The 21244-nt window shown below is 68.5% G+C and carries 15 protein-coding genes; 6 read left to right on the top strand and 9 right to left on the bottom strand.

Annotated features, from left to right (window positions below; translation table 11 throughout):
- Positions 1-24 precede the first annotated feature (24 nt).
- Complete coding sequence (gene phhA, locus ABD974_RS07715; RefSeq protein WP_345302718.1) at positions 25-933, bottom strand: phenylalanine 4-monooxygenase; 909 nt, start codon at positions 931-933, stop codon at positions 25-27.
- Positions 934-1063: 130 nt separating this feature from the next.
- On the opposite strand from phhA, the gene ABD974_RS07710 reads away from it, so the two are divergent.
- Positions 1064-1537, top strand: a complete 474-nt coding sequence (locus tag ABD974_RS07710) for an Lrp/AsnC family transcriptional regulator (protein ID WP_345302717.1) — start codon at positions 1064-1066, stop codon at positions 1535-1537.
- Positions 1538-1734: 197 nt separating this feature from the next.
- Here ABD974_RS07710 and ABD974_RS07705 read toward each other — a convergent pair whose 3' ends face one another.
- Complete coding sequence (locus tag ABD974_RS07705) at positions 1735-5073, bottom strand: ankyrin repeat domain-containing protein (protein ID WP_345302716.1); 3339 nt, start codon at positions 5071-5073, stop codon at positions 1735-1737.
- Positions 5066-5335 (bottom strand): YcgL domain-containing protein, encoded by a 270-nt coding sequence (locus tag ABD974_RS07700; protein WP_345302715.1) that lies wholly within the window; start codon positions 5333-5335, stop codon positions 5066-5068. The genes ABD974_RS07705 and ABD974_RS07700 overlap by 8 nt, the downstream gene beginning before the upstream one ends.
- Before the next feature lie 379 nt (positions 5336-5714).
- On the opposite strand from ABD974_RS07700, the gene ABD974_RS07695 reads away from it, so the two are divergent.
- Both ABD974_RS07695 and ABD974_RS07690 read left to right on the top strand, forming a co-directional pair.
- Complete coding sequence (locus tag ABD974_RS07695; RefSeq protein WP_345302714.1) at positions 5715-8105, top strand: S9 family peptidase; 2391 nt, start codon at positions 5715-5717, stop codon at positions 8103-8105.
- 130 nt (positions 8106-8235) lie between these two features.
- The gene (locus tag ABD974_RS07690; RefSeq protein WP_345302713.1) at positions 8236-9861 is read left to right on the top strand and encodes a phosphoethanolamine transferase; all 1626 of its coding nucleotides are present in this window, start codon (positions 8236-8238) and stop codon (positions 9859-9861) included.
- Between the two features lie 67 nt (positions 9862-9928).
- Here ABD974_RS07690 and ABD974_RS07685 read toward each other — a convergent pair whose 3' ends face one another.
- From ABD974_RS07685 to ABD974_RS07670, 4 genes are read right to left on the bottom strand one after another with little or no spacing between them, the layout of a single operon-like run.
- A complete protein-coding gene (locus ABD974_RS07685) occupies positions 9929-12067 on the bottom strand; it encodes a prolyl oligopeptidase family serine peptidase (protein ID WP_345302712.1) in 2139 nt (712 codons plus the stop codon).
- A gap of 50 nt (positions 12068-12117) precedes the next feature.
- Positions 12118-13995: a hypothetical protein gene (locus ABD974_RS07680; RefSeq protein ID WP_345302711.1), complete on the bottom strand. Its 1878-nt coding sequence runs from the start codon at positions 13993-13995 to the stop codon at positions 12118-12120.
- A gap of 11 nt (positions 13996-14006) precedes the next feature.
- Entirely contained in the window at positions 14007-14936 is a 930-nt protein-coding gene (locus tag ABD974_RS07675; RefSeq protein WP_345302710.1) for an ABC transporter ATP-binding protein, read from the bottom strand.
- A 26-nt stretch (positions 14937-14962) separates the two neighbouring features.
- Positions 14963-15373, bottom strand: a complete 411-nt coding sequence (locus ABD974_RS07670) for a GntR family transcriptional regulator (RefSeq protein WP_345302709.1) — start codon at positions 15371-15373, stop codon at positions 14963-14965.
- Between the two features lie 347 nt (positions 15374-15720).
- Between ABD974_RS07670 and rpoH the strand changes: the two genes are divergently transcribed.
- Entirely contained in the window at positions 15721-16614 is an 894-nt protein-coding gene (gene rpoH, locus ABD974_RS07665; protein ID WP_345302708.1) for an RNA polymerase sigma factor RpoH, read from the top strand.
- A gap of 306 nt (positions 16615-16920) precedes the next feature.
- Positions 16921-17688 (top strand): NYN domain-containing protein, encoded by a 768-nt coding sequence (locus ABD974_RS07660; protein WP_345302707.1) that lies wholly within the window; start codon positions 16921-16923, stop codon positions 17686-17688.
- 100 nt (positions 17689-17788) lie between these two features.
- Here the strand turns inward: ABD974_RS07660 and ABD974_RS07655 are convergent, their stop codons facing one another.
- Positions 17789-18181: a hypothetical protein gene (locus tag ABD974_RS07655; protein ID WP_345302706.1), complete on the bottom strand. Its 393-nt coding sequence runs from the start codon at positions 18179-18181 to the stop codon at positions 17789-17791.
- 129 nt (positions 18182-18310) lie between these two features.
- Positions 18311-20227 (bottom strand): NHL repeat-containing protein, encoded by a 1917-nt coding sequence (locus tag ABD974_RS07650; protein WP_345302705.1) that lies wholly within the window; start codon positions 20225-20227, stop codon positions 18311-18313.
- A 376-nt stretch (positions 20228-20603) separates the two neighbouring features.
- Here ABD974_RS07650 and ABD974_RS07645 point away from each other — a divergent pair, with 376 nt between their 5' ends.
- Positions 20604-21239 carry an SRPBCC family protein gene (locus ABD974_RS07645; protein ID WP_345302704.1) on the top strand — a complete coding sequence of 212 codons (636 nt, stop codon included), beginning with the start codon at positions 20604-20606 and terminating at the stop codon, positions 21237-21239.
- The last annotated feature ends 5 nt before the right edge of the window (positions 21240-21244 follow it).

Here is a 21244-nt window from a genome sequence, read left to right as displayed (position 1 = left end):
GCGGGCGACGGATGGCCGGCTCGCTCAGACGTCGGCGTCTGTGGGCCAGCCCTCGCCGGTGCCGCGATGGAAGACCGCATCGCCGTCCAGCACGGTGCCGGCGGGGATCGAGTCCGCCACCGCCAGCTGCGCGTAGAGCGGTGTGAAATCCGGCCGCGTGGCCTCCATCAGCTGGGCGTAGCTGTCGATGACGAAATAGGTCTTCTGGTAGCTGTCGATGCGATAGCGGGTGCGCATGATCCGCGCCAGATCGAAACCGATGCGGTTCGGCGCGGCGCTGTCGAGGCAGTGGATGCTTTCGCCCTTGGAACTGAGAATGCCGGCGCCGTAGATGCGCAGGCCGCCGGCTTCGCGGATCAAGCCGAACTCGACCGTGTACCAGTACAGCCGGGTGAGGTTGGCCAGCGCCTCCGGGCCGATGGCGTGCGCCTTGACGCCACCGCGGCCGTAGGCGGCGATGTAGTCGGCGAACAGCGGGTTCATCAGCAGCGGCACATGGCCGAACAGATCGTGGAACAGATCGGGCTCGGCCAGATAGTCCAGCTGTTCGGGCTTGCGGATCCACCAGGTCACCGGGAAGCGGCGGTTGGCCAGATGTTCGAAGAAATCCAGTTCGGGCAGCAGGCCTTCCACCGCGATGATCTCCCAGCCGGTGGCGCCGCGAAGACTGCGGTTGAGATCGTCGAATTTCGGGATCTCGCGCGCGGTCATGCCCATCGCGGCCTGCATGCGCAGGAACTCCTCGCTCGCCCGGCCTTCGAGCAGACGCTGCTGGCGCGCGAACAGGGTGGCCCAGACCTCATGGTCGGTGCGGCTGTAGCCACTCCACGGCTGCTCGACCACGGCGGTGGTGTAGACCGGGACATAGCCCTTGTCGGTCATCCGGTGCTCGACGCGCTGCGGCGCGGCGGCCGGGTCCTGGAGAGAATTCATGATGAAGCTTCCTGCCCATGGGCGATCCGGTCACTGTAAGCGCTCGGCCGCGCAATAAGCTTGCTTCGTTGCAGATCGAGCCGGATTTTGCGCAATAATCGTGCGCATATTAGTCTTGCAGGACAACGCCATGCCAGCCGCCGAACTCGACCGCACCGATCTGCTGTTGCTGGCCGAACTGCAGCGCGGCGGGCGCCAGACCAACGCCGAGCTGGCGGAACGGGTGCATCTGTCGCCCTCGGCCTGCCTGCGTCGGGTCCAGCGGCTGGAACGCGACGGGGTGATCGCCGGTTACCGGGCCGAAGTCGATCCCGAGCGGCTCGGTCTGGGCCTGCAGGCCTTCGTCCGGGTGCAGTTGTCGCGCCACGACGCCGAGGCGGTGGCCGCGTTCGCCGGGTTCGTCAACGACTGGGAGGAGGTGGTGGCCTGCCACGCGCTCACCGGCGACATGGACTATCTGCTGCATGTGGTGGTGCAGGACCTTGAGCACTTCTCGCGCTTCCTGCTCGACCGGCTGTTGAATCAGGCCGGCGTCGCCGACGTGAATTCGAGTTTCGTGCTGCGGACGGTGAAGGCGTTCCGGGGGTTGCCGCTGGGGCGGTGAGAAAGCGGCGGTCGCCATACGTCCGCCGTTGTCATCCCGAGCGCAGCGAGGGACCTGTTTCCTGCGGACACGACGCGCGCCCATGCCCCGAACCATTCTCCGGTCGACCGCGATCGCCCGCAGCAGGAAAGCGTCGCGGCTTCCGCCGCTCCCACAGGGGCTGACGGAAGCCGGGATCGGCACCCGGCCGACGTAGCTCAGCTGTCGCGATCCTTCAGGAACCGCGCCATCGACACGCCACCGGACAGCGGCGCGAATTCCGCGGCGACATCGACGAACCCGCGCATCACCGCGATCTCGCGCGGCGTGCGGTTGAGCATGTCGCGGCCCTGCGGATCGGCGCCGTCGCGCAGCAACTGCTGGGTGACGCGCAGCAGGCCGTGCAGCGCGGCGAGATGCAGCGGGCCGAAGCCGCGCGGATCGCGCACCTGCAGGGTCGCGCTTTCGTCGAGCAGCCGCGCCATGCCCGCGAGCACCACGTCCTCGTCGCAGGCGGTGCCGGGCTCGGCGCGCGCGCCGAGCAGCAGCAGCAACGGGGTGACGCCGCCCGCGGCCTGGACGTCGGGGTCGGCGCCGGCCAGCAGCAGCGCATCGAGCAGCGCCACCAGCCGGCGACGGTCGCGGGTGGTGAACCCGTACAGCGCCGCGCAGTGCAGCGGCGTGAGCCCCTGCGCATCGGCGGCATTGATGTTGGCGCCGGCGGCGAGCAGCCGGGTGCAGACATCGGGCAATCCGAGCGCGGCGGCGAGCATCAGCACGGTGACGTCGCCGGGCAGGCGCTGTTCGAGCGTGGCGCCGGCGGCGAGCAGGCGGTCGACGATGTCGACCTGACGCATGCTGACCGCCGCCGACAGCGGCGTGGCGCCGGTGCGCGCGGCGAGTTTCGGATCGCCGCCGCGGGCGAGCAGCAGTTCGACCACCGCGCGATGACCGCCGCCGGCCGCGCGCAGCAGCGCGGTGCAGCCCTGCGCATCGGCTGTGTCGATCGGCATACCCAGATCGAGCAGGCGACGCACCGCGTCGGCATCGCCCAGCACCGCGGCGGCCGGCAGATCCGTGGGCCGCAGCGCGCGACCCGGCAGCGGCCAGTGCCGCCAGTCCAGCCAGTCGGCGAGGTCGCGACGGCCGCTCGACAACGCGACGCCCAGCGGCGTCTGGCCGTCGGCGGCGCGCACGTTGGGCGACGCGCCGTGGAGGATGAGCTGTTTGAGGATCGGCTCGCGGCGCAGCGCGGCCGCGAGGTGCAGCGCGGTCATGCCGTGCTGGTCGCGCGCGTCGAGCGCGACGCCGGTGGCGATGAGACGGGCGATCGCCTGGGTCCAGCCCAGCCGCACCGCCAGGGTCAGCGGCGGATCGCCCGCCGGCGTCGGCGCGAACGGATCGGCACCGCGGTCGAGCAGATCGAGCGCGAGTTTTTCGAGGCCGCGATCGGCGCGATCGGCGGCGACGCAGGCGGCTAAGAAGCGCGACAGCCCGCCGGCGCCGGCCGGGGACACGCCGCGACGCAGCAGCGCCTGCACCGCGGCGGCGGCGGCCGGCCCCTGCGCCAGCCACGCGAACATCGGGGTGTCGCCGGCGGCGTCGCGGGTCTCGGCATCCGCGCCGTGCGCGAGCAGCCAGTCGATCCGCGCCGGTTCCGCAGGCGAACCGCCGTCGTGCAGCAGCGTGCCGAGTTCGGACGGCGCGACCAATGGCAGCCAGCGCGCGCAGTCGTCGACATGGCCCTCGTACAGCGCGTCGCGCAGCAGCGCGATCGGCGCGCGGTCGGGCACCGGCGCGTCGGCGTCGGCGTCGGCGTCAGCACCGACGCTGGCGGGCAACAGGTAATCGGGATCGATCGCCGACACCAGCGCCCAGCGTCCGGCGGCCGCGGCATGATCGATCGCGCGTCTGCCGTCGGCGTCGGCCTGCGCCGGATCGAGCCCGAGGTCGAGCAGCGCGCGGATCAGCGCCGGCGACGGCGCATCCGCGAGGCAGGCCAGGATCAGCGCGTGGCGGCCGTGGGCGTCGCTGGCGCGCACGTCGGGACGCGCGGCGAGCAGCGCCTGCAGCGCCGGCAGTCGACCGCCGCGCGCGGCGTCGAGGAAGGGCGTGCGCTGTTCGCCGTCGCGGGCGTGGATGTCGGCCCCCGCGCCGAGCAGGATGCCGATGATCTCGGCGTGTCCGGCGAACGCGGCCTCGTGCAGCGCGCTGCGGCCGCGCGGGTCGCGGGCGTCGGCGCGGGCGCGATGCTTGAGCAGCAGTTGCACGCCGGCCGGATCGTCTTCGTCGCCGCCGGCCGCCGCGTGCAGCGCCGGCAACGCGCCGGGCAGATCGGCCCTGGCGCCGCGCTCGAGCAGGAAGCGCGCCAGCCGCCAGTTGCCGGCGGTGCAGGCCAGCGCCAGCGGCGTGGCGTGATCGCGGTTGAGCGGATCGATCTCGGCGCCGGAATCGCGCAGCAGCGCGGCCACGCCGGGGTCGGAACTGCGCGCCGCGTGGTGCAGCGGCGTGTTGCCTTCGCTGTCGGCGATGCGCGGATCGGCGCCGTTGGTCAGCAGCGTCATCACCGCTTCCGGCCGGCCGTGCCAGCTGTCGCGGGTGGCGGCGATCAGCGGGGTCATGCCGGCATGCATCGCGTTGAGATCGATGCCGTGGGCGATCAGCGTGCGCAACAGGCGCAGGTCGGGCAGCACCGCGGCCAGCATCGGCAGCGTGCGCTGGTCGCGGGCGTCGGTCGGCGGCAGCGCGTGCGGATCGGCACCGGCGTCGAGCAGCGACAGCGCGCGTTCGACCCGGCCGTGGCGCGCGGCGTCGTACAGCGCGGCGTCGAGATCGGTGCCGGCCAGCACCGAGACATCGGCGGCGATGGCGGCATCGGCGTCTTCCTCGTCCAGCGCCGCCTGCAGCAGCGCGTCCGCGCTCACCGGCGACGGCGACGGCAGGCGCAGCAGCAGGCGATGCGCCAGCGGCCACGCCAGCGCGCAGCCGGCGGCGACGAGCCAGCGCGCGGTCGCCGGCATCAGATCCGGCCAGGCCAGCGACAGCGTGCCGGCCAGCGGCAACGCCAGCAGCGCCGCGGCGCCGAGGCCGCGCCAGTCGCGGGTGTCGGTGTCGATCAGCGCGCGCCAGTGTTCGCGCAGGGTGCCGCCCTCGCCTTCCAGCCAGCGCCACAGCGGCCAGGTCCGCCACAGGCCGATCAGCGCGCCGCCGGCCACCGCGCTCACCGCCACCGCGGCGCCGAGGGTGCCGCCCTGCCGCAGCGCCGACAGCGGCCATGCGATCAGCGCGAAGAACGGCAGCAGCGCGAACGCCCACAACAGCGCCAGGGCGCCGGCATCGCGCAGGGCGTCGCGCGGAACGAAGCGGCCGCCGCGCATCGCCAACGCGAACGCCGGCTGGGCGAGCAGACCCGCACAGCCGGCAAGAAGCGCGCCGCCGATGCCGCCGACGAGCGCGCCACCGGCACCGGCGACCGCGGTGAGCAGGACACCCGCGGCCAGCGGCGGCGCCGACGGCCGGGTGCGGGGGGCGGTGTTGAGAATGGCGTCCTCAGCCATCCGTGCCCCAGTCCTCGGTCATCGGATCGGCCATGGTCGGCGGGAACTGCACGTGGAAACCGCGGGCGGCGAGGTTGGCGCGGACCACGGCGGGATCCTGGCGCGCGAGCCTGCGCTCGGGCGTCAACGCGACTTCGAGGACGAACTGCAGCGCACCGAGCTGGGCGCGCAGGGGCTCGGGCAGACGCGCGAAATCGTCGCGCGCCGCGAGATAGACGTATGTGTCGGCCTTCCGTTGGCTCTTGTAGACGTAGGCTTGCATGGCCGGAACGGGTCGATGCCTGGAAAGGGTGCGGAGGAAAAAACGGCGGCGTCCCCGCCTTGCGGCGGGACCGGGACCTCGGCGCCACAGGCCCGATCGAACCGGATCGGGCCTGCCCCTGTCAGATCAAGCACTTGCGCGCCTGACCTGCGGCGGATGCATCCAAGTATCGCCCAACTGCCGGATATCGTGGAGATTCCGGGCGAATTGTGCGGCAAAGCACGGTTTGGGGCTAGAGCGTTCCGCGTCCGCTCGTCGGCCGCCCGCGCCGGCCCCTGCGCATGGCGTCCGCGGGCGCAGGCGCACCCGTGACCATCGGCCCGCTGCCGCACGCGAAGGCCCGAAGTAAGCTGCGCGATTCCGTCCGCCGGCGCCCGCCATGACCTCCCGATTCCGCGCTTCGCCCGCTCTGTCCGCCTTCGCCGCCGCACTCCTGTCGATGGCGGGCCACGCCGCCGCGCAGCCCGCCGAGGCGCTGACCATGGACCGGATCATGGCCGACCCGGACTGGATCGGCCCGGCGGTCGATCAGGCCTGGTGGTCGTGGGACGGCAAGACCGCGATCTACAGCCGCAAGCGCGAAGGCGCGACCGTGCGCGACCTGTGGACGGTGCCGGTGGCCGGCGGCGCACCGGCGCGCACCGGCGACGCCGCACGCGCCGCCCTGGATGCCGCGCGACCGGTGTTCGACACGACCCGCACGCGCATGGCGTTCGTGCGCAACGGCGATGTCTTCATCCGCGACCTGCGCAGCGGCGCGCTCACCCAGCTCACCCGCACCGAAGCGCAGGAATCGCGGCCGCAGTGGAACCGCGACGGCGGCCTCATCTGGCGCGCGGGCAACGAATGGTCGCGCTGGACCGCCGCCACCGGCGTGCTGCAGGCGGCGAACGTGCAGGCCGCGGACGATCCGGCCAAGCCGCCGGCCGCGGACGATCTTCGCGATCGCCAGCTGCGCCTGATCGAAACGCTCCGGACCGATCGCGAACGTCGCGAGGCCGCGCGCGAACAGGAACTGGCCTGGCGCCGCGCCGATCCGAGCCGCGCGCCGGCGCCGGTGTATCTCGGCAAGAACGTCGAGATCGGCGACAGCGCGCTGTCGCCCGACGGGCGCTGGCTGCTGGTGGTCGCCGCCGCCAAGGGCGCCGACGGCGGTCAGGCCGGCAAGATGCCGAAGTACGTCACCGAGTCCGGCTACGAGGAATTCGAGGAAGTCCGCACCCGGGTCGGCCGCAACGCGCCGGTCGCGCATGCGCTGTGGCTGGTCGACATCGCCGCGGCGAAGGCGACCGAACTGACATTCGACGCGCTGCCGGGCATCGCCGTCGATCCGCTCGCCGACCTGCGCAAGGCGGCGAAGCAGGCGCCGCTGACGGGCAACCGCGCGGTGCGCATCGAAACCGACGGCGACGGCAGCGGCCCGGCGATCCACTGGAGCGACGACGGCCGCAACGTCGCGGTGCTGGTGCGCGCGATCGACAACAAGGATCGCTGGATCGCGAGCGTCGATCTCGCGAACGCCAAACTGCAACCGCGGCACCGGCTCACCGATCCGGCGTGGATCAACTGGAACTTCAACGACTTCGGCTGGCTGCGCGACGGCCGCACGCTGTGGTACCTGTCGGAGGAAAGCGGCTGGTCGCATCTGTACGTCCATGACGGCAACAGGGCGCGCGCGCTCACCTCCGGGAAGTGGGAGGCCTCGTCGCCGGTGCTGTCCGCCGACGGCGGCCGCTTCCGCTTCGTCTGCAACCGCGCTTCGCCGGGCGATTACGAGGTCTGCGAGGTGCCGGTGGCCGGCGGCGCGGTACGCGAACTGACCGCGCTGGACGGGGTCGAGGATTTCGTCGCCTCGCCGGACGACACGACGCTGCTGGTGCGGCATTCCGACAGCTATCTGCCGCCGCAGCTGGCGGTGGTCGACGCCGCGGGCGGCGAGGCGCGCACGCTCACCGACACCCGCAGCGATGCGTTCAAGGCGATGGCGTGGCTGGAACCGGAGTACGTCGACGTCCCTTCGAAGCATGGCGCCGGCACGATCCGCGGCAAGTACTACGGCCCGAAGACGCCCGAACCCGGCAAGCACTATCCGATCGTGATGTTCGTGCACGGCGCCGGTTACCTGCAGAACGTCAGCGACCGCTATCCGAACTATTTCCGCGAACAGATGTTCCACAACCTGCTGGTGCAGCAGGGCTACATCGTGCTGGATCTCGACTACCGCGCGTCCGAAGGCTACGGCCGCGACTGGCGCACCGCGATCTACCGGCACATGGGCGAACCGGAGCTGCAGGACTACCTCGACGGCCTCGACTGGCTGGTCGACACGAAACAGGGCGATCGCGATCGCGCCGGCATCTACGGCGGCAGCTACGGCGGCTTCATGACCTTCATGGCGCTGTTCAAGCGCCCGGGCGTGTTCAAGGCCGGCGCCGCGCTGCGCCCGGTCGCGGACTGGTCGCAGTACAACCACGAATACACCAGCAACATCCTCAACACCCCGGATCTCGATCCCGAGGCCTACCGGCGCTCCTCGCCGCTCGAATTCGCCGATCGCCTGCAGGACCATCTGCTGATCGCCCACGGCATGATGGACGACAACGTCTTCTACAAGGATTCGGTGACCCTCGCGCAACGCCTGATCGAGCTGCGCAAGGACAAGTGGGAACTGGCGAGCTACCCGCTGGAACGGCACGGCTACACCCGTCCCGCCTCGTGGTACGACCAGTACCGCCGCATCCACGAATTGTTCGAGCGCAGCCTGAAGTGAGCGCACGCGCTTTCGTGGCGCCCGTCTCACTTAGCGGAAAACGAACGAAAAACTCGCAATTTCTTGCGGTTGTCATAATCCTGCCATAAGCCGCGGCGTGCACCATGCCGCAATGCCAAGACCCTCCGCCGTGCCGCGCCCGACCCTGGGCGCCAATGCTCTTCTGCTGCTCACCGTCCTCTTCATCGTCGTGGCGCTGAACGCCCGGCTGTGGCGGATCGTGTTCAATGCGCCCGGCCTGGACGGCCTGCGCGGCATCGGCGTGATCGCGGCGGTCGCCGCCGCGCTGTTCGCACTGACCCTGCTGATGCTGCTGCCGCTGAGCCTGCGCTGGACGTTCCGGCCCGGGCTGACGCTGGTGCTCATGCTCGCGGCCGGCGCGACCTATTTCATCGGCGACTTCGGCGCGGTGATCGACCGCCACGCCCTGGCCAGCGTCTACGAAACCGACGTGCGCGAAGCCGGCGAATGGCTCAACGCGCGCATGCTGCTGACGATCGCAGGCCTCGGCCTGCTGCCGGCGATGCTGCTGTGGTGGGTGAAGATCGACTGGCGATCGCCGCTGCGCGAGCTGTGGTCGCGGCTGAAACTCGCGGCGCTGGCGTTCGCCCTGCTCGGCATCGCCGCCGCGGGCTTCGGCAAGGACGTCGCCTCGCTGCTGCGCAACCACATGGAACTGCGGCATATCGCCAATCCGTTCGCGCTGCTGGCCGCACAGTTGTCCTACATGGACCATGCCCGCGACGACAACCGGCCGCTGCAGGCGATCGGCCTCGACGCGCGTCGAGGCCCCGCGCTCAAGGCCGGCGACCGGCCGGTGGTACTGGTGCTGGCGATCGGCGAGTCCGCCCGCGCTTCCAGCTATTCGCTCAACGGCTACGACCGGCCGACCGATGCGCGCATGCGCGCACTCGGCGTTCTCAACTTCAGCAATGTCGCCAGCTGCGGCACCAATACCGCGACCTCGCTGCCGTGCATGTTCACCGATCTGGGCCGCAGGGATTACGAAGACGGCGTCGCCAAATACCGCGAGAACGTCCTCGACGTGCTGATGCGCGGCGGCTACGACGTGCTGTGGCTGGACAACAATACCGGCAGCAAGAGTCTCGCGAAGCGGGCGAAGGAAGTGCGCGCCGGCCGCGAGGCCGACCCGACCCTGTGCAACGAGGAAGGATGCCACGACCAGGTTCTGGTGGAACAACTGCGCGCGACCCTGCCGACGATCCGCCGCGATACGGTCGTGGTGCTCCATCTGCTGGGCAGTCACGGCCCCGCGTACTACGCGCGCTATCCCAAGGCGTTCGCGAAGTTCACGCCCGAATGCCGCAGCAACCAGTTGCAGCAGTGCAGCGACCTGCAACTGCGCAACACCTACGACAACACCATCCTCTACACCGATCACATCCTCGCCAGCGCCGCCGAACTGCTGCGTGACGATCCGCGCATCGATCCGGCGCTGCTGTACGTCTCCGACCACGGCGAATCGCTGGGCGAACACGGGCTGTACCTGCACGGCGCGCCCTACGCCATGGCGCCGGACGAACAGACCCATGTGCCGATGCAGCTGTGGGCGCCGGAACGCTTCGCCGCCCGTCGCGGCCTCGATCTGCCCTGCCTGCGCGGACGCGACAAGCGACCGCTGTCGCACGACCATGTCTTCCACAGCGTGCTGGGCCTGGCCGATGTGACCACCGCCGTGCGCAAGCCCGCGCTGGATCTGTTCGACGGCTGCACGACACCGGACGCGACGCGCTGAGCGGCGCGTCGGGAATCGCGCGCCGTCCCGCGCTTGACCGGCGTTCGGCGGAGCGACGCGGATGCGGCTAGTGCCGCGGTGCGGCCGCGCCGCACCCGGCGATGGGCGACGGCGACCGGCCGCACAGTCGCAGGTTCGCGACCAGATGGCGCTGCAGCGCGGCATCCGGCGGCACCGGCGACGCGCCGCCGAGATGCCGCTGCAGCATCGCTTCCAGCAGATAGAGATTGGCTTCGCGCGTCAGCGGTTCGCGGCTGCCGTGGCCGGCGTCGGCATCGACCACCAGGCTCACGTCCTTGCCCGCGAGTTTCAGGCGCGCGGCGTATTCGATGACCCCTGCGATGCCGACGCGACGGTCCTCGCCGCCGGCCACCAGCAACAGCGGCCGATCCATGCGCGACACGTTCGCCAGCGGCGACTGCGCATGCAGTCGGGCCATGACCGCGGGGTCGCGGGTATCGAGCGACAGCATCCGCATCGTGTCGGACAGCGGCACGACGCCGTCGAGTTCGATCGATTCGGGATTGCGCAGGATCCAGCGCAGCGTCCACGCGAAATCCGGCGGCGGCACGAACGCCACGCCGACCTTGAACAGGTCCGGCCGGAACGTGAGGCCGAGCAGGGTCGAATAGCCGCCGAACGACGCGCCGACGATGCCGACCCGACGCGCGTCGCCGATGCCGGACGCCAGCAGATGACGGGTGCCGTCGACGATGTCCTGTTGCACGCGACCGTTTCCGAAATCGCCGTTCGCCGCGAACATGTAACCGCGGCCGTGGCCGGTCGAACCGCGGAAGTTGGGTTCGAACACGACATGACCGCGGTTGGCGAGGAACTGGCCGATGCCGTTGTACTCCGGCCGCGAGTGATTCCATGGGCCGCCGTGCACCGCCACCACCAGCGGCAGCGTGGCGGGATCGCGACCGGGCGGCACGGACACGAAACCGTGCAGGACCATGCCGTCGTCCGCGCGCCAACGCACCGGAATCCTGCGCGCCAGCGCGGTCTCGTCGATGTATGCCGCAGGCTGGCGATGGCGCGCATCCAGCGGTCGCGCATCGAACAAGCGCGATGCCGTACCGGTCGCCGGATCGTAGAGATGCCAGCGGCTGCCCTGCTGGTGCCCCGCGCGCACTTCGATCAGCCAGCGCGCACCGACACCGCTGGCCGGCGCGATCCGCAGGTCGCGATCGGGAAACAACGTGTCCAGTCGCTGCAGATGACGGCGACTGTCGGCATCCAGACCGTGGTTGGCGGCGATCGTGCTGCGGTAGCTGGCGATCGTCGGCTGTCGCGTCCCCGGATCGAAGGCCAGCGCGTCGAGATCGGCCTCGCCGCGCGGGTCGACATGCGCGGTCCGCAGCGTGCCGTCGGCATCGATGCGCAGCAGTCGCGCCAGCGCACGCCCGTCGGCATCACCGATGTTGTCGTGCAGCCACAGGCCGCGGCCGTCAGCGGTCGTGGTCAGCGGTGTGCAGCGCCGCAGCTGTGCGCAGCGCGCGACTTCGCGCAGTCGACCGCCGGCCTCGATCCGCCTCACCGACAGGGCCAGGCCTTCCACCCGCTGCACGTAGGCGAGCCGCCCCTGCGGATCGAGCGCGTAGCCGACGATGCGCCGTGCATCGCGATGCAGCGGCGTGCGCCGGCCGTGGACGTCGATCCGCGACAGCATCCATCGCGCGGCTGTGCCGTCGGCCCTGCGCGCATCGACGTCGACCACGATCACCGCCGCCGGCCGGGTGTCGTCGACATCCAGCAGGACGCGACGATCCACGCCGCCCAGCGTCGTCACGATGCCCGAGCCGGCCTGGCCCGCGACCGCGAGCGCGAACGCCTGCCGCGGCGATTCCAGCAGGAGCCAGCGTCCGTCGCGGGTCCAGCGCAAGCGTTCGGCGGTGGTGTGCGGCAAGCGTCGCCGCGCTGCGCCGCCGGCGGTCGAACGCGTCCACACTTCGCGATTGCGCCCGCTTTCCTGCAGCCACGCCACCTGCCGGCCATCGGCCGAGAGCACCACCGACGACAGCGGCTCGTGCAGCACGAACGCGGCGCGCGGGAGGATCGGCGCCGGCGGACGCGCGCGCTCGACCCGCAGCGCGGCCTGCAGATCGTCCGCACCGGCAGCGGCACGCGACGCGGGCAACAGCGCCGCGCCCAGAACCGCGGCCACGGCCACCCGCATCGCGAAGGTCTTCGCAATCTTCGACATCGGCATTCTCCTGCGGCCGGCGCATCGGCCGGCCGCGCTGGCGGGATGGATCAGGTGGACGGAGATGCAGCGGCCCGCGGACCTGCGATCGATGGTGACGGCGTCGGTACGCCCGCACCGATGCGTTCGTCCGGCCGGTACAACAACCACAGCGACACCAGCGCAGGCGGCCCGATCGCGGCGCAGACCGCGATCCAGGCGACGCGCGCGCGTACCGACAGCGCCAGTCGCCGGCCGCGCCACCACGCCGCGAGCGCCGACAACAGCGACAGCGCGATCGCAACGCCGACGATGACGCGCGGAATCGGCGCCGGCACGTTCGCCTCCAGCGGCAGCGGCGGCGCGAACAGATGCGTCGCCGCCGTGCCCATCGCCCACAGCGTCGGCGAGGTCAGGAACGTGCGGTAGCGATACAGCATAGGCAGGTCGTATGCGAGCGGACGCCGCGCGATGGTCTCCACCCGGCCGTCGTCGCCGACGCGCAGCACCTGCTGATACGGCGCCGCGCCCTGCTCGTTGTGCGCGCTGGCGCTGTAGCCGAAGACGATGAGATAGCCGTCCACAAGCTCGATCAGGTCCAGCGTGTACAGGTCGCGATAGTGGCCGGGCATCGGCACGCGCAGGCGCGGCGTCATCACCCGCCGGTGTTCCACCGCATCGCGGCCATCGAAGAAATACAGCGCGCGGTCGCTGATCGCGCCGAGACTCTCGCCGACCGGTCCGGCGCCGATCAGCACTTCGTCGCGCGGCAGGCGGATCCGCGGCAGCACCTGTCGCGTCTCGCTGACGTAGTGATAGGCGGTGTTGCCGGCGATCAGCAGCGCATCGCCCTCGGCCATGCCGGGCATCGCCCCCGCCGGCAGCGCCGGCGCCGCGAACGCGGCGCCATCCGCGCCGACGCCGATCCGTCCGACCGCACGCCGATCGTTGATGGCGTAGCCGTGCAGGCGCATGTCGTCGTGGCTGAACACCCAGCGGATGCCGCGCGCGCGGTCGTCGAATTCCATCGGCGCCACGTTCGCCAGTTCGTGGCGCTGCGGCATGCGCGACAGCTGCGACGGAATTCCGAGCGGCTCCGACAGCGCGATCTGTTCGCGCAGCAGCGCCGCGTCCGGATGCGCGCTGCCGTCCAGCGCCAGCCGCATCCGCGTGCGTTCGTCGGCCTTTTCCATTTCGTTGTGACCGCCGCGCGGCGGGACCGGCGTGTTGTTCGGATGCGAGCCTTCCGCGATCCAGACCGTCTCGATGCCGTAATACGACATCACGATCAACAGGAACGCCGCCATCTGCAGCGGCAACGCCACCACGGCGATGCCCGCGGGCCCGCGCGGCGGCGCATCCAGATCCGGCTTGAAGCTGGCGAACACCATCGCCGCCAGCCACAGCAGCGCCAGCGCCTGCAGCGCCAGGGCGCCGAAGCCGGTGGCGTGGGACATCGGCAACAGCAGCAGGAAGACGAGTCCCGAAGCGGCGTATCGACGCTCGCCGAGCATGCCGTAGGCACCCGCGAGATAACCGATGACCGCGATCTGCAGGCCCGCCAGCGCCAGCAGCCAATGGCGCAGATCGACCACGCGCGCGGTCGTCGTCTCCTGCCATGCACCGATCAGCAGGATGGGTAGCGCGACGACGACGGCGAGCAGCACGATCGCCGCCAGGATCAGCGCGACGGCGATGCGCGGCGGCGCCAGCGGCCGGTGCAGCAGATTCAGCCAGGCGTTCGGCCGGCGATAGCTGCCCATCTGGTACAGACCGAGCAGCAGACCGATCGCCGCATGGATGGCGCCGAAGGTCCAGTGCACGACCAGCGGCTGCTGCGCGAGATCGACCATGCGGGTGAGGAAGCCCAGGGCGATGAAATGCACTGCCGCGAGCGCCAGCGCCCACACCCGGAAACGCAGCAGCTCGGCCTTGAACAGGGAATGCATGCGCGCCTCCTTCAGGCTGCCGCCGCCGCGGGCGCGGCGTGATTCTTGGCGAGGAAGGCGTTGACCGCACGGTCCAGGCTCACCGGCATGCTCTGGATCGAACGCGCGCCGGCGCCGCGCAGGAATTCCGCGAACGCGGCGTCCTGGTCCAGCACCAGATAGTGATGCAGGCCGTCGAGCCGCTGCCGTTCCAGCAGGCCGGGAATCGTCGCCGGCTCCGGCCCCTTGAACGGAATGTCCGCGACCCAGTGGCTTACCCGCGCGCAGAACTCCTCCGGCGCCGACATGTGCATCAGCCGCCCCAGTTCGAGGATGATCAGATTGTCGGCGACCCGCTCGATCTCCTCCATCTGGTGCGAGCAATAGATCACCGTGCAGTCGTCGGCCGCGTTGCTGTACATCAGCGATTCCAGGAACGCGCGCTTCGCGACCACGTCCAGCCCCAGCGTCGGTTCGTCGAGGATCAGCAATTCCGGCGACTGCGCGAGCGCCAGCGCAAGATTGAAGCCGGCGCGTTCGCCGCGCGACAGCTGCCCGACCTTCTGCTCCGGCAGCACGCGGTAGTGGCCGATGACCTCGTCGTAGGCGCGCGCGTTCCAGCGCGGATACGCACGCCGCTGCATGTCGGCGATGGCCGACACCCGCATCCAGCCCGGCAGGGTGTGCTCTTCGTTGACGAAACCGATGCGGCCGCGGTCTTCCGGCGTCAGCCACTGGCTGTCGCGGCCGAGGATGCGCGCCTCGCCGTCGCTCGGCGCCAGGAAACCCAGCAGGATCCGGAACAGCGTGGATTTGCCCGCGCCGTTCGCGCCGACGATGGCGTGGATGCGACCGCGCGGGATGCGCAGGTCGAGGCGATCAAGCGCAAGCTTGCGGCCGTAGCGCCGGCTCAGGCCATCGGTCTCGATGACGTGTTCGCTGGTGGTCATGCGGGTTGTCATGCGTGTGGTCATGCGCGCCCCCGGCCTCAGGCGGTCTTGCGCGGCGTCAGCGCGCGGAATTCGGCATCCATGCGGGCATGGACTTCGTCGACGGAGACATCCAGCGGCAGCACGTCGTGGACGAAGCGCTGCACCGCCTCGTCGAAGCGGCGCTCGCGCTCGGCATCGCTCAGGCGCTGGCGCGGCGGCGCCACGTACAGGCCCAGCCCCTGCCGCGCTTCCAGCCAGCCCTCGGCCACCAGGTCGGCATAGGCCTTGGCCACCGTGTTCGGATTGACCGTCAGTTGCTGGGCCAGACCGCGCACGCTGGGCAACTGGTCGCCGGGCACCAGCTCGCCGGTCGCGATCTTCATCCGCACCGCATCCACGATCTGCCTGCCGATCGGGCGGGGATCGCCGGTGACGATCTGGATCATCAGGGCCTTGGTACGGGACATGCGGTGCTCCATAACTGTACTAGTTGTATTAGTACAGCAGGACATCGCGACGCCCGTCAACCCCTGTGAGACCGCGCTTGCGGTCGTGCTCTTGAGATCGTCCTCTTGAGATCAGGGCTGAACGCCAACAGACAGGGTGACCGATGGCGCTTGAGGGCGCCGTCCGCTGCGCCAGAATGACGACACGTCGGCGATCTGTCCGCGTTTGCCGCCCGCTCACGTCACAGGATTGAACGCATCAACGACGAGCCCGCCGGAAGGACTGGCGGTTTGTTCCATGAACGGAACGCTGGGGAACTTTTTCGAGGTTTAGCACTCCAACCAGCCGACTGCTAAGATCGAGACCTATGAACCCGACCATCGCCCCCACCGCCATGATCCCGAACAGCCTGCCGGTCCCGGCCTTCAGCGGTTTGTCGCCGCTGGGTTCGCTGGAGGCCTATGTCGGCGCCGTCCACCAGATCCCGGTGCTCTCGGCCGAAGACGAGCAGGCCCTCGCCCGCCGCTTCCTGCAGCAGAACGACCTCGATGCCGCCCGCGAGCTGGTGCTCTCGCACCTGCGCTTCGTGGTCCACGTCGCCCGCGGCTACAACGGCTACGGCCTGCAGCTGGCCGACCTGATCCAGGAAGGCAACATCGGCCTGATGAAGGCGGTGAAGCGCTTCGATCCCGAGATCGGCGTGCGCCTGGTGTCGTTCGCGGTGCACTGGATCCGCGCCGAGATGCACGAGTTCATCATCAAGAACTGGCGCATCGTGAAGGTCGCGACCACCAAGGCCCAGCGCAAGCTGTTCTTCAACCTGCGCCGCAGCAAGACCCGCCTGGGCTGGCTCAACGCCGAGGAAGTGCGGGCCGTCGCCCAGGATCTGAACGTCTCCGAGCGCGAAGTGATGGAGATGGAGTCGCGCCTCTCCGGCCGCGATATCGGTTTCGACGCGCCGGACGACGCCGACGACGACCACGCGCCGCCCGCGCCGGTAGCCTATCTGATGGCCGAAGGCGAAGACCCGGCGCAGGCCTACGAAAGCGCCGACAGCGAGGCCGATCAGCTCGATCTGTTGCGCGAAGGTCTGGCCCGCCTCGACGCCCGCTCGCGCGACATCGTCAAGCGTCGCTGGCTGGACCCGGACAGCAAGGTCACCCTGCAGGAGCTGGCCGACGAATACGGCGTCTCCGCCGAGCGCATCCGCCAGATCGAAGCGAACGCGCTGAAGAAGATGAAGGCGCTGTTCGCCGCATAAGCAAGCAACCGCCTCGACGCGACGCCGAACGGCCCGGGACACCGGGCCGTTCGCGTTTCCGCCGGTCCTGCGTGCCGCGTCGCGATCCGCGTGATCCTGTTTCGGCGCGTTCGCCGCTGAAGCAGACGCAGGGCGGGTTCGCCTCGCTCCCGAAACCGCCCTGCATCCCCCCGTCGCGCGCCGCGTTCGTCCCCAAGGACGCGGCGCGCGGCCTCCTTCCCGTGTCGTTGCTCCGCCTGCGCCTCCACCTGTAGCGCGTCACGGCGGATGCGCCTAGGCTGTCGCGAACGAACTGCGGAGAACGCCATGGACGACCGGATGCGGATCGCGCTGCTGATCGACGCGGACAATGCGCCGGCGGCGAAGATCGACGTGGTGCTGGCGGAACTGGCCCGCCACGGCATCGCCAACGTGCGCCGCGCCTACGGCAACTGGAAAAGCCCGAACATGCAGAAGTGGGAGCAGGCGCTGCACCCGAACGCGATCCAGCCGATCCAGCAGTTCGCGCTGAGCACCGGCAAGAACGCGTCGGACATGGCGATGGTGGTGGATGCGATGGATCTGCTGCACAGCGGCCGCTTCGACGCCTTCGCCATCGTCTCCAGCGACGCCGATTTCACCCCGCTGGCGATGCGCCTGCGCGCGCAGAACATGCGCGTGTTCGGGTTCGGCGAGAAGAAGACGCCGGAACCGTTCGTCAACGCCTGCTCGACATTTCTCTACATCGACGAGCAGCCCGCCGGCACCAAGGCCGCGGGCGAAGCGACGGATGCATCCGCACCGTTGCCGCCGATGCCAACCGCGAAGCTGCGCCAGGACACCAAGCTGGTGAACCTGCTGCGCGAGGCAGTGGAAGCGGAGAAGGAGGACGACGGCTGGTCGTCGCTTTCCGGCGTGGGCCAGAACATCAACAACCGCGCATCGTTCGACCAACGCAACTACGGTTACGTGAAACTGAGCGCGCTTATCGAAGCGACCGAACTGTTCGAAACCCGGCGCAACGGCCTGCACGTTTTCGTCCGTGCGAAGCCGAAGAAGACCGCGAAGCCCAATATCGAGGCAAAACAGGGTTGAGCGCGCACCGAGCGAAAGCGATCGTCGGTCGAACAAGCGAAAGGACGGGATTCGCACCGATCATGGATGGAAAGCCGAAAGAAAGCTGCAGAGATCGCGCTCACGTCAACGATTGGGGTCTTGCAAAACAAAAGAGCAATACGAATTCGATCAATGCCAGCAATGTGCCGATGGGGGCGTACCACAAGGTACAAATGGCGAGCCCCATGCCGACCGGCCGCAACCACCCGGCATCAGCGTTGACCGCGAAACCGGTCGCCATGGACAACCAGGCAATCCCGAGAGCCATGAAGCCCAAGCGCATGCCGGTGCCATTGGGGTTCATACCAATGCTGCGTACGACTTTGGCCCATGGACCAAGCTGACCGGCGCCCTCACCGTTGCGAGGTGTGACGTAATGGCCTGTCACGAAGGCATGCGACGCGTCGAAGATCATCCATCCGCCCAGCATGACAGCCAGAACGATGAGACTCGATTTGACGATAAGGCTCATGCATGACGTCCTTTCGATTTGGATCTGCGATCGCCGTCATGATGAAGCGCGGCCGGCCCTGACAGCGGGCCGGCCGCGCGGCGGCATGACGCTCAGCGCGTATTGTATGCGCACCGATCCCGATCTCGTTCACTTCGCAGCGGGACTCAATAGGTCGACTGCATTGAGACCAGCGCTGGTGACAACGACATTCCCGGTAGAAGACACGAAGAGACCCTTGGGATGATCGAATTCGCCCAGCTCGGAACCCTGTTTGCCGAATGTGCCAAGCAACAGGCCGGTCTGCGTAAACCGCTGGATCCGCCCGTTCGTCATGTCGCTGACCCACAGGGTGCCGTCTGAAGCGACGCTGATATCCCAGGGATGCTCGAACGAACCGGGATTGGCGCCTGGCTTGCCGATCTGGGAGACGTAGCGCCCGTCGAGGGTGAAGCGCTGAACGCGATGATTGAGGAAGTCGGCAACAAAAACCGCATCATCGGTAACGGTGATACCGTGGGGATAACTCAGCTGGCCCGCGCCCTTGCCCTGCGAACCGAATGCACGGACAAAAGCGCCTGCGGCATTGAACTGGACGATGCGATGACCCAGCGTATCGGCAACATAGACATCGCCGTTCCTGGCAGACACGCCGATGCCATGAGGCGCTTTTACCTGACCCTGACCGAAGCTGCCCAGGTTCTCGCCAGCGGTGGAAATCACCTGGACGCGATTGTTCATCGTGTCGGCTACGAGCAGATTGCCGGCTGCGTTGAATTCCAGGTCGCTTGGCATGTCGAACTGACCCGCCGCCTTGCCATAGGCGCCGATCTGACGTTCGAATGTACCGTTGCGATCAAAGACCACGAGCCTGTTGTTGCCGGTGTCGGCGACGAAAGTGCGCCCATCGATCGCGGTGCGCGCCGCAAACGGATAACGGAGCGTATCGCTGGTGATCGTGGAGTTGGCCGAGAGACGCGTAAATCCGCTGGTACGCTTGGCGGCTGTCAGCGCAATCGTTGGAGCCGTTTTCTGCGCGACCGGATCGATCGTGCGCACCTTGCTGCCGCCGTCGAGCGTATAGGTAGTGAGGCTGTCGCCGGATGAATCGGCCAACACGAGCAACGTCGTACCGGTACCGGCGGCAGCGACGACAACGCCCTTCGACGTATCGTCGTACCATTCGCCCGGCGTCGGGTCATCGATGGCGTCACTCAAATATACAGACGCATCTGCTGCGAGACCGCCGGCGACGGAAATGCGCTGGACGCGACGATTGCCCATGTCGCTGATCCACAGATTGCCGGCAGCGTCGAAATCCAGGCCCCAAGGATGATCGAACTGGCCCGGACCCGCGCCGTAAGCGCCGATGTTCTTCACGAACTCCCCGGAAGCGGAGAACTGCGCGATACGGCTGTTCTGGAAATCGCTGACGAAGAGATTTCCGTTCGGAGCGATGGTGACTGCACGCGGAAATTTGAGCTGACCCGCGCCGCTGCCCTCGCTTCCGACAGTGCGCAGAAGCTGACCGGTCGGGCTGAACTGCACCAGACGATGCGCGAGCGTGTCTGCGACCCACACGGTTCCATCCTTGGCGATATCGATGCCGTTCGGCGCATGCAGATCGCCGGATGCGCCGAAATTGGCCACGAATTTCCCATCCGCGGAGAACTTCGAGACACGATGGTTCATCGTGTCGGCGACATAGATCGCGCCGGAAGCATCGGCGGCTGCACCGGTAGGCAATTTCAACTGTCCGGGGCCGCTACCCATGCTGCCAATCGAGAGCAGCACAGTGCCGTCGAGCTTCATCCTCAGCACACGATGATTGCCGGTATCGACCAGCAACAGATCATTCGTGCCGACCACGCCGACGCCGATCGGTTGATTGAGCTTGGTTCCGCCCGGAAGCACGCTCAGCTTGGCGGGCAGCGAGTGCTGCAGTATGCGTTCATCGAACGCTTCGGTGGGTTGTGCCGCAAATGCGACCGAGCCGGCGGACAACAGCAACACGAACAGACCGACCCTGGACTTTGAGGCGTAACCAAATGTTGTGCTTGTCAACATAGAGTCCTCCATGGATGTTTCGCTAACAGTCTCGGATCCATCCTGGCCGGTACGGCCGAATTCTGACCCGAACGCGGCGCTACAGGCGTCCGGACGGGATGGTCATGCCGCGCATGTCGATATTGAAAGCGCAAAGGGCAGAGGCGCCGCAAGCACAGGCAAAAAACCAAAGCCGCCCGTCTCGGCGAGAACGATCGTATGCAGGAATAGGCATGCCGCAGCCGGGCAGGCTGTCCTTAGCTGGCGATGTCCCTGTTCTTTGATTTGCCCATCGCGTCTTCGTCGAAGTTGTCGGGCGGCTTTCTTACATAATCATTTGCAAATGCCAAAGTCAAGTGTTATAAGCGGCGTGAGTCGTCGCGCTGACGAACGGCACTTGGCCGACTCGTCCACCGCACGGCGCGTACGAGCTCCGAGAGGAGTCGCCCCAGCACCGGATCATTCGCCGGCTGGACGCGCGCAATGGGATTCATGCATCGCCTTACGCTTTCCGCAATGGACCGCCGAGGATCTCAGGATGAGAAGAGTCACCGTCTCCGATGAGCATACGATTTCCGCCGATCTGGACAGCGTGTACGACTGCTTCTGGAATGCGGAGTGCTGGCCGCGTATCACGCCGCACGTACGCAAGATCGAGATGATCGAAGCGGATACGCGCCATCAGCGGATGCTGATGACCGTGGAAGCGCACGATCGTCTCTACACGGTCGAAAGCATGCGCGAAACGCTACCCAAGCACACGATCACCTATCGCCAGACGCGCCCACCCGTATTCCTGACCGAACACACCGGGGAATGGCACCTCGATGAGGTCCAGAGCGGCGTGCGCGTGCGGCTGATGCATCACGCCGTGATCGACGTTCAGCGCGCAATGGAAACGCTGGGACTCGAAAGCGAAGAAGAAGCCGTCGAGACGGTACGGCGAACGCTGAAGACCAACGGCGAACGCACCATCGTCGCTGTCAAGCGTCATCTCGAATCGCAGGCCGGCCACGTCGCCGGGCAGCATTGAGGTCG

The organism is Lysobacter hankyongensis (genome assembly GCF_039543145.1).
Lineage (GTDB): Bacteria > Pseudomonadota > Gammaproteobacteria > Xanthomonadales > Xanthomonadaceae > Lysobacter_I > Lysobacter_I hankyongensis.
The sequence above is the reverse complement of the archived record's forward strand: the minus strand, read 5'-3'. Positions and strand labels throughout refer to the sequence as shown.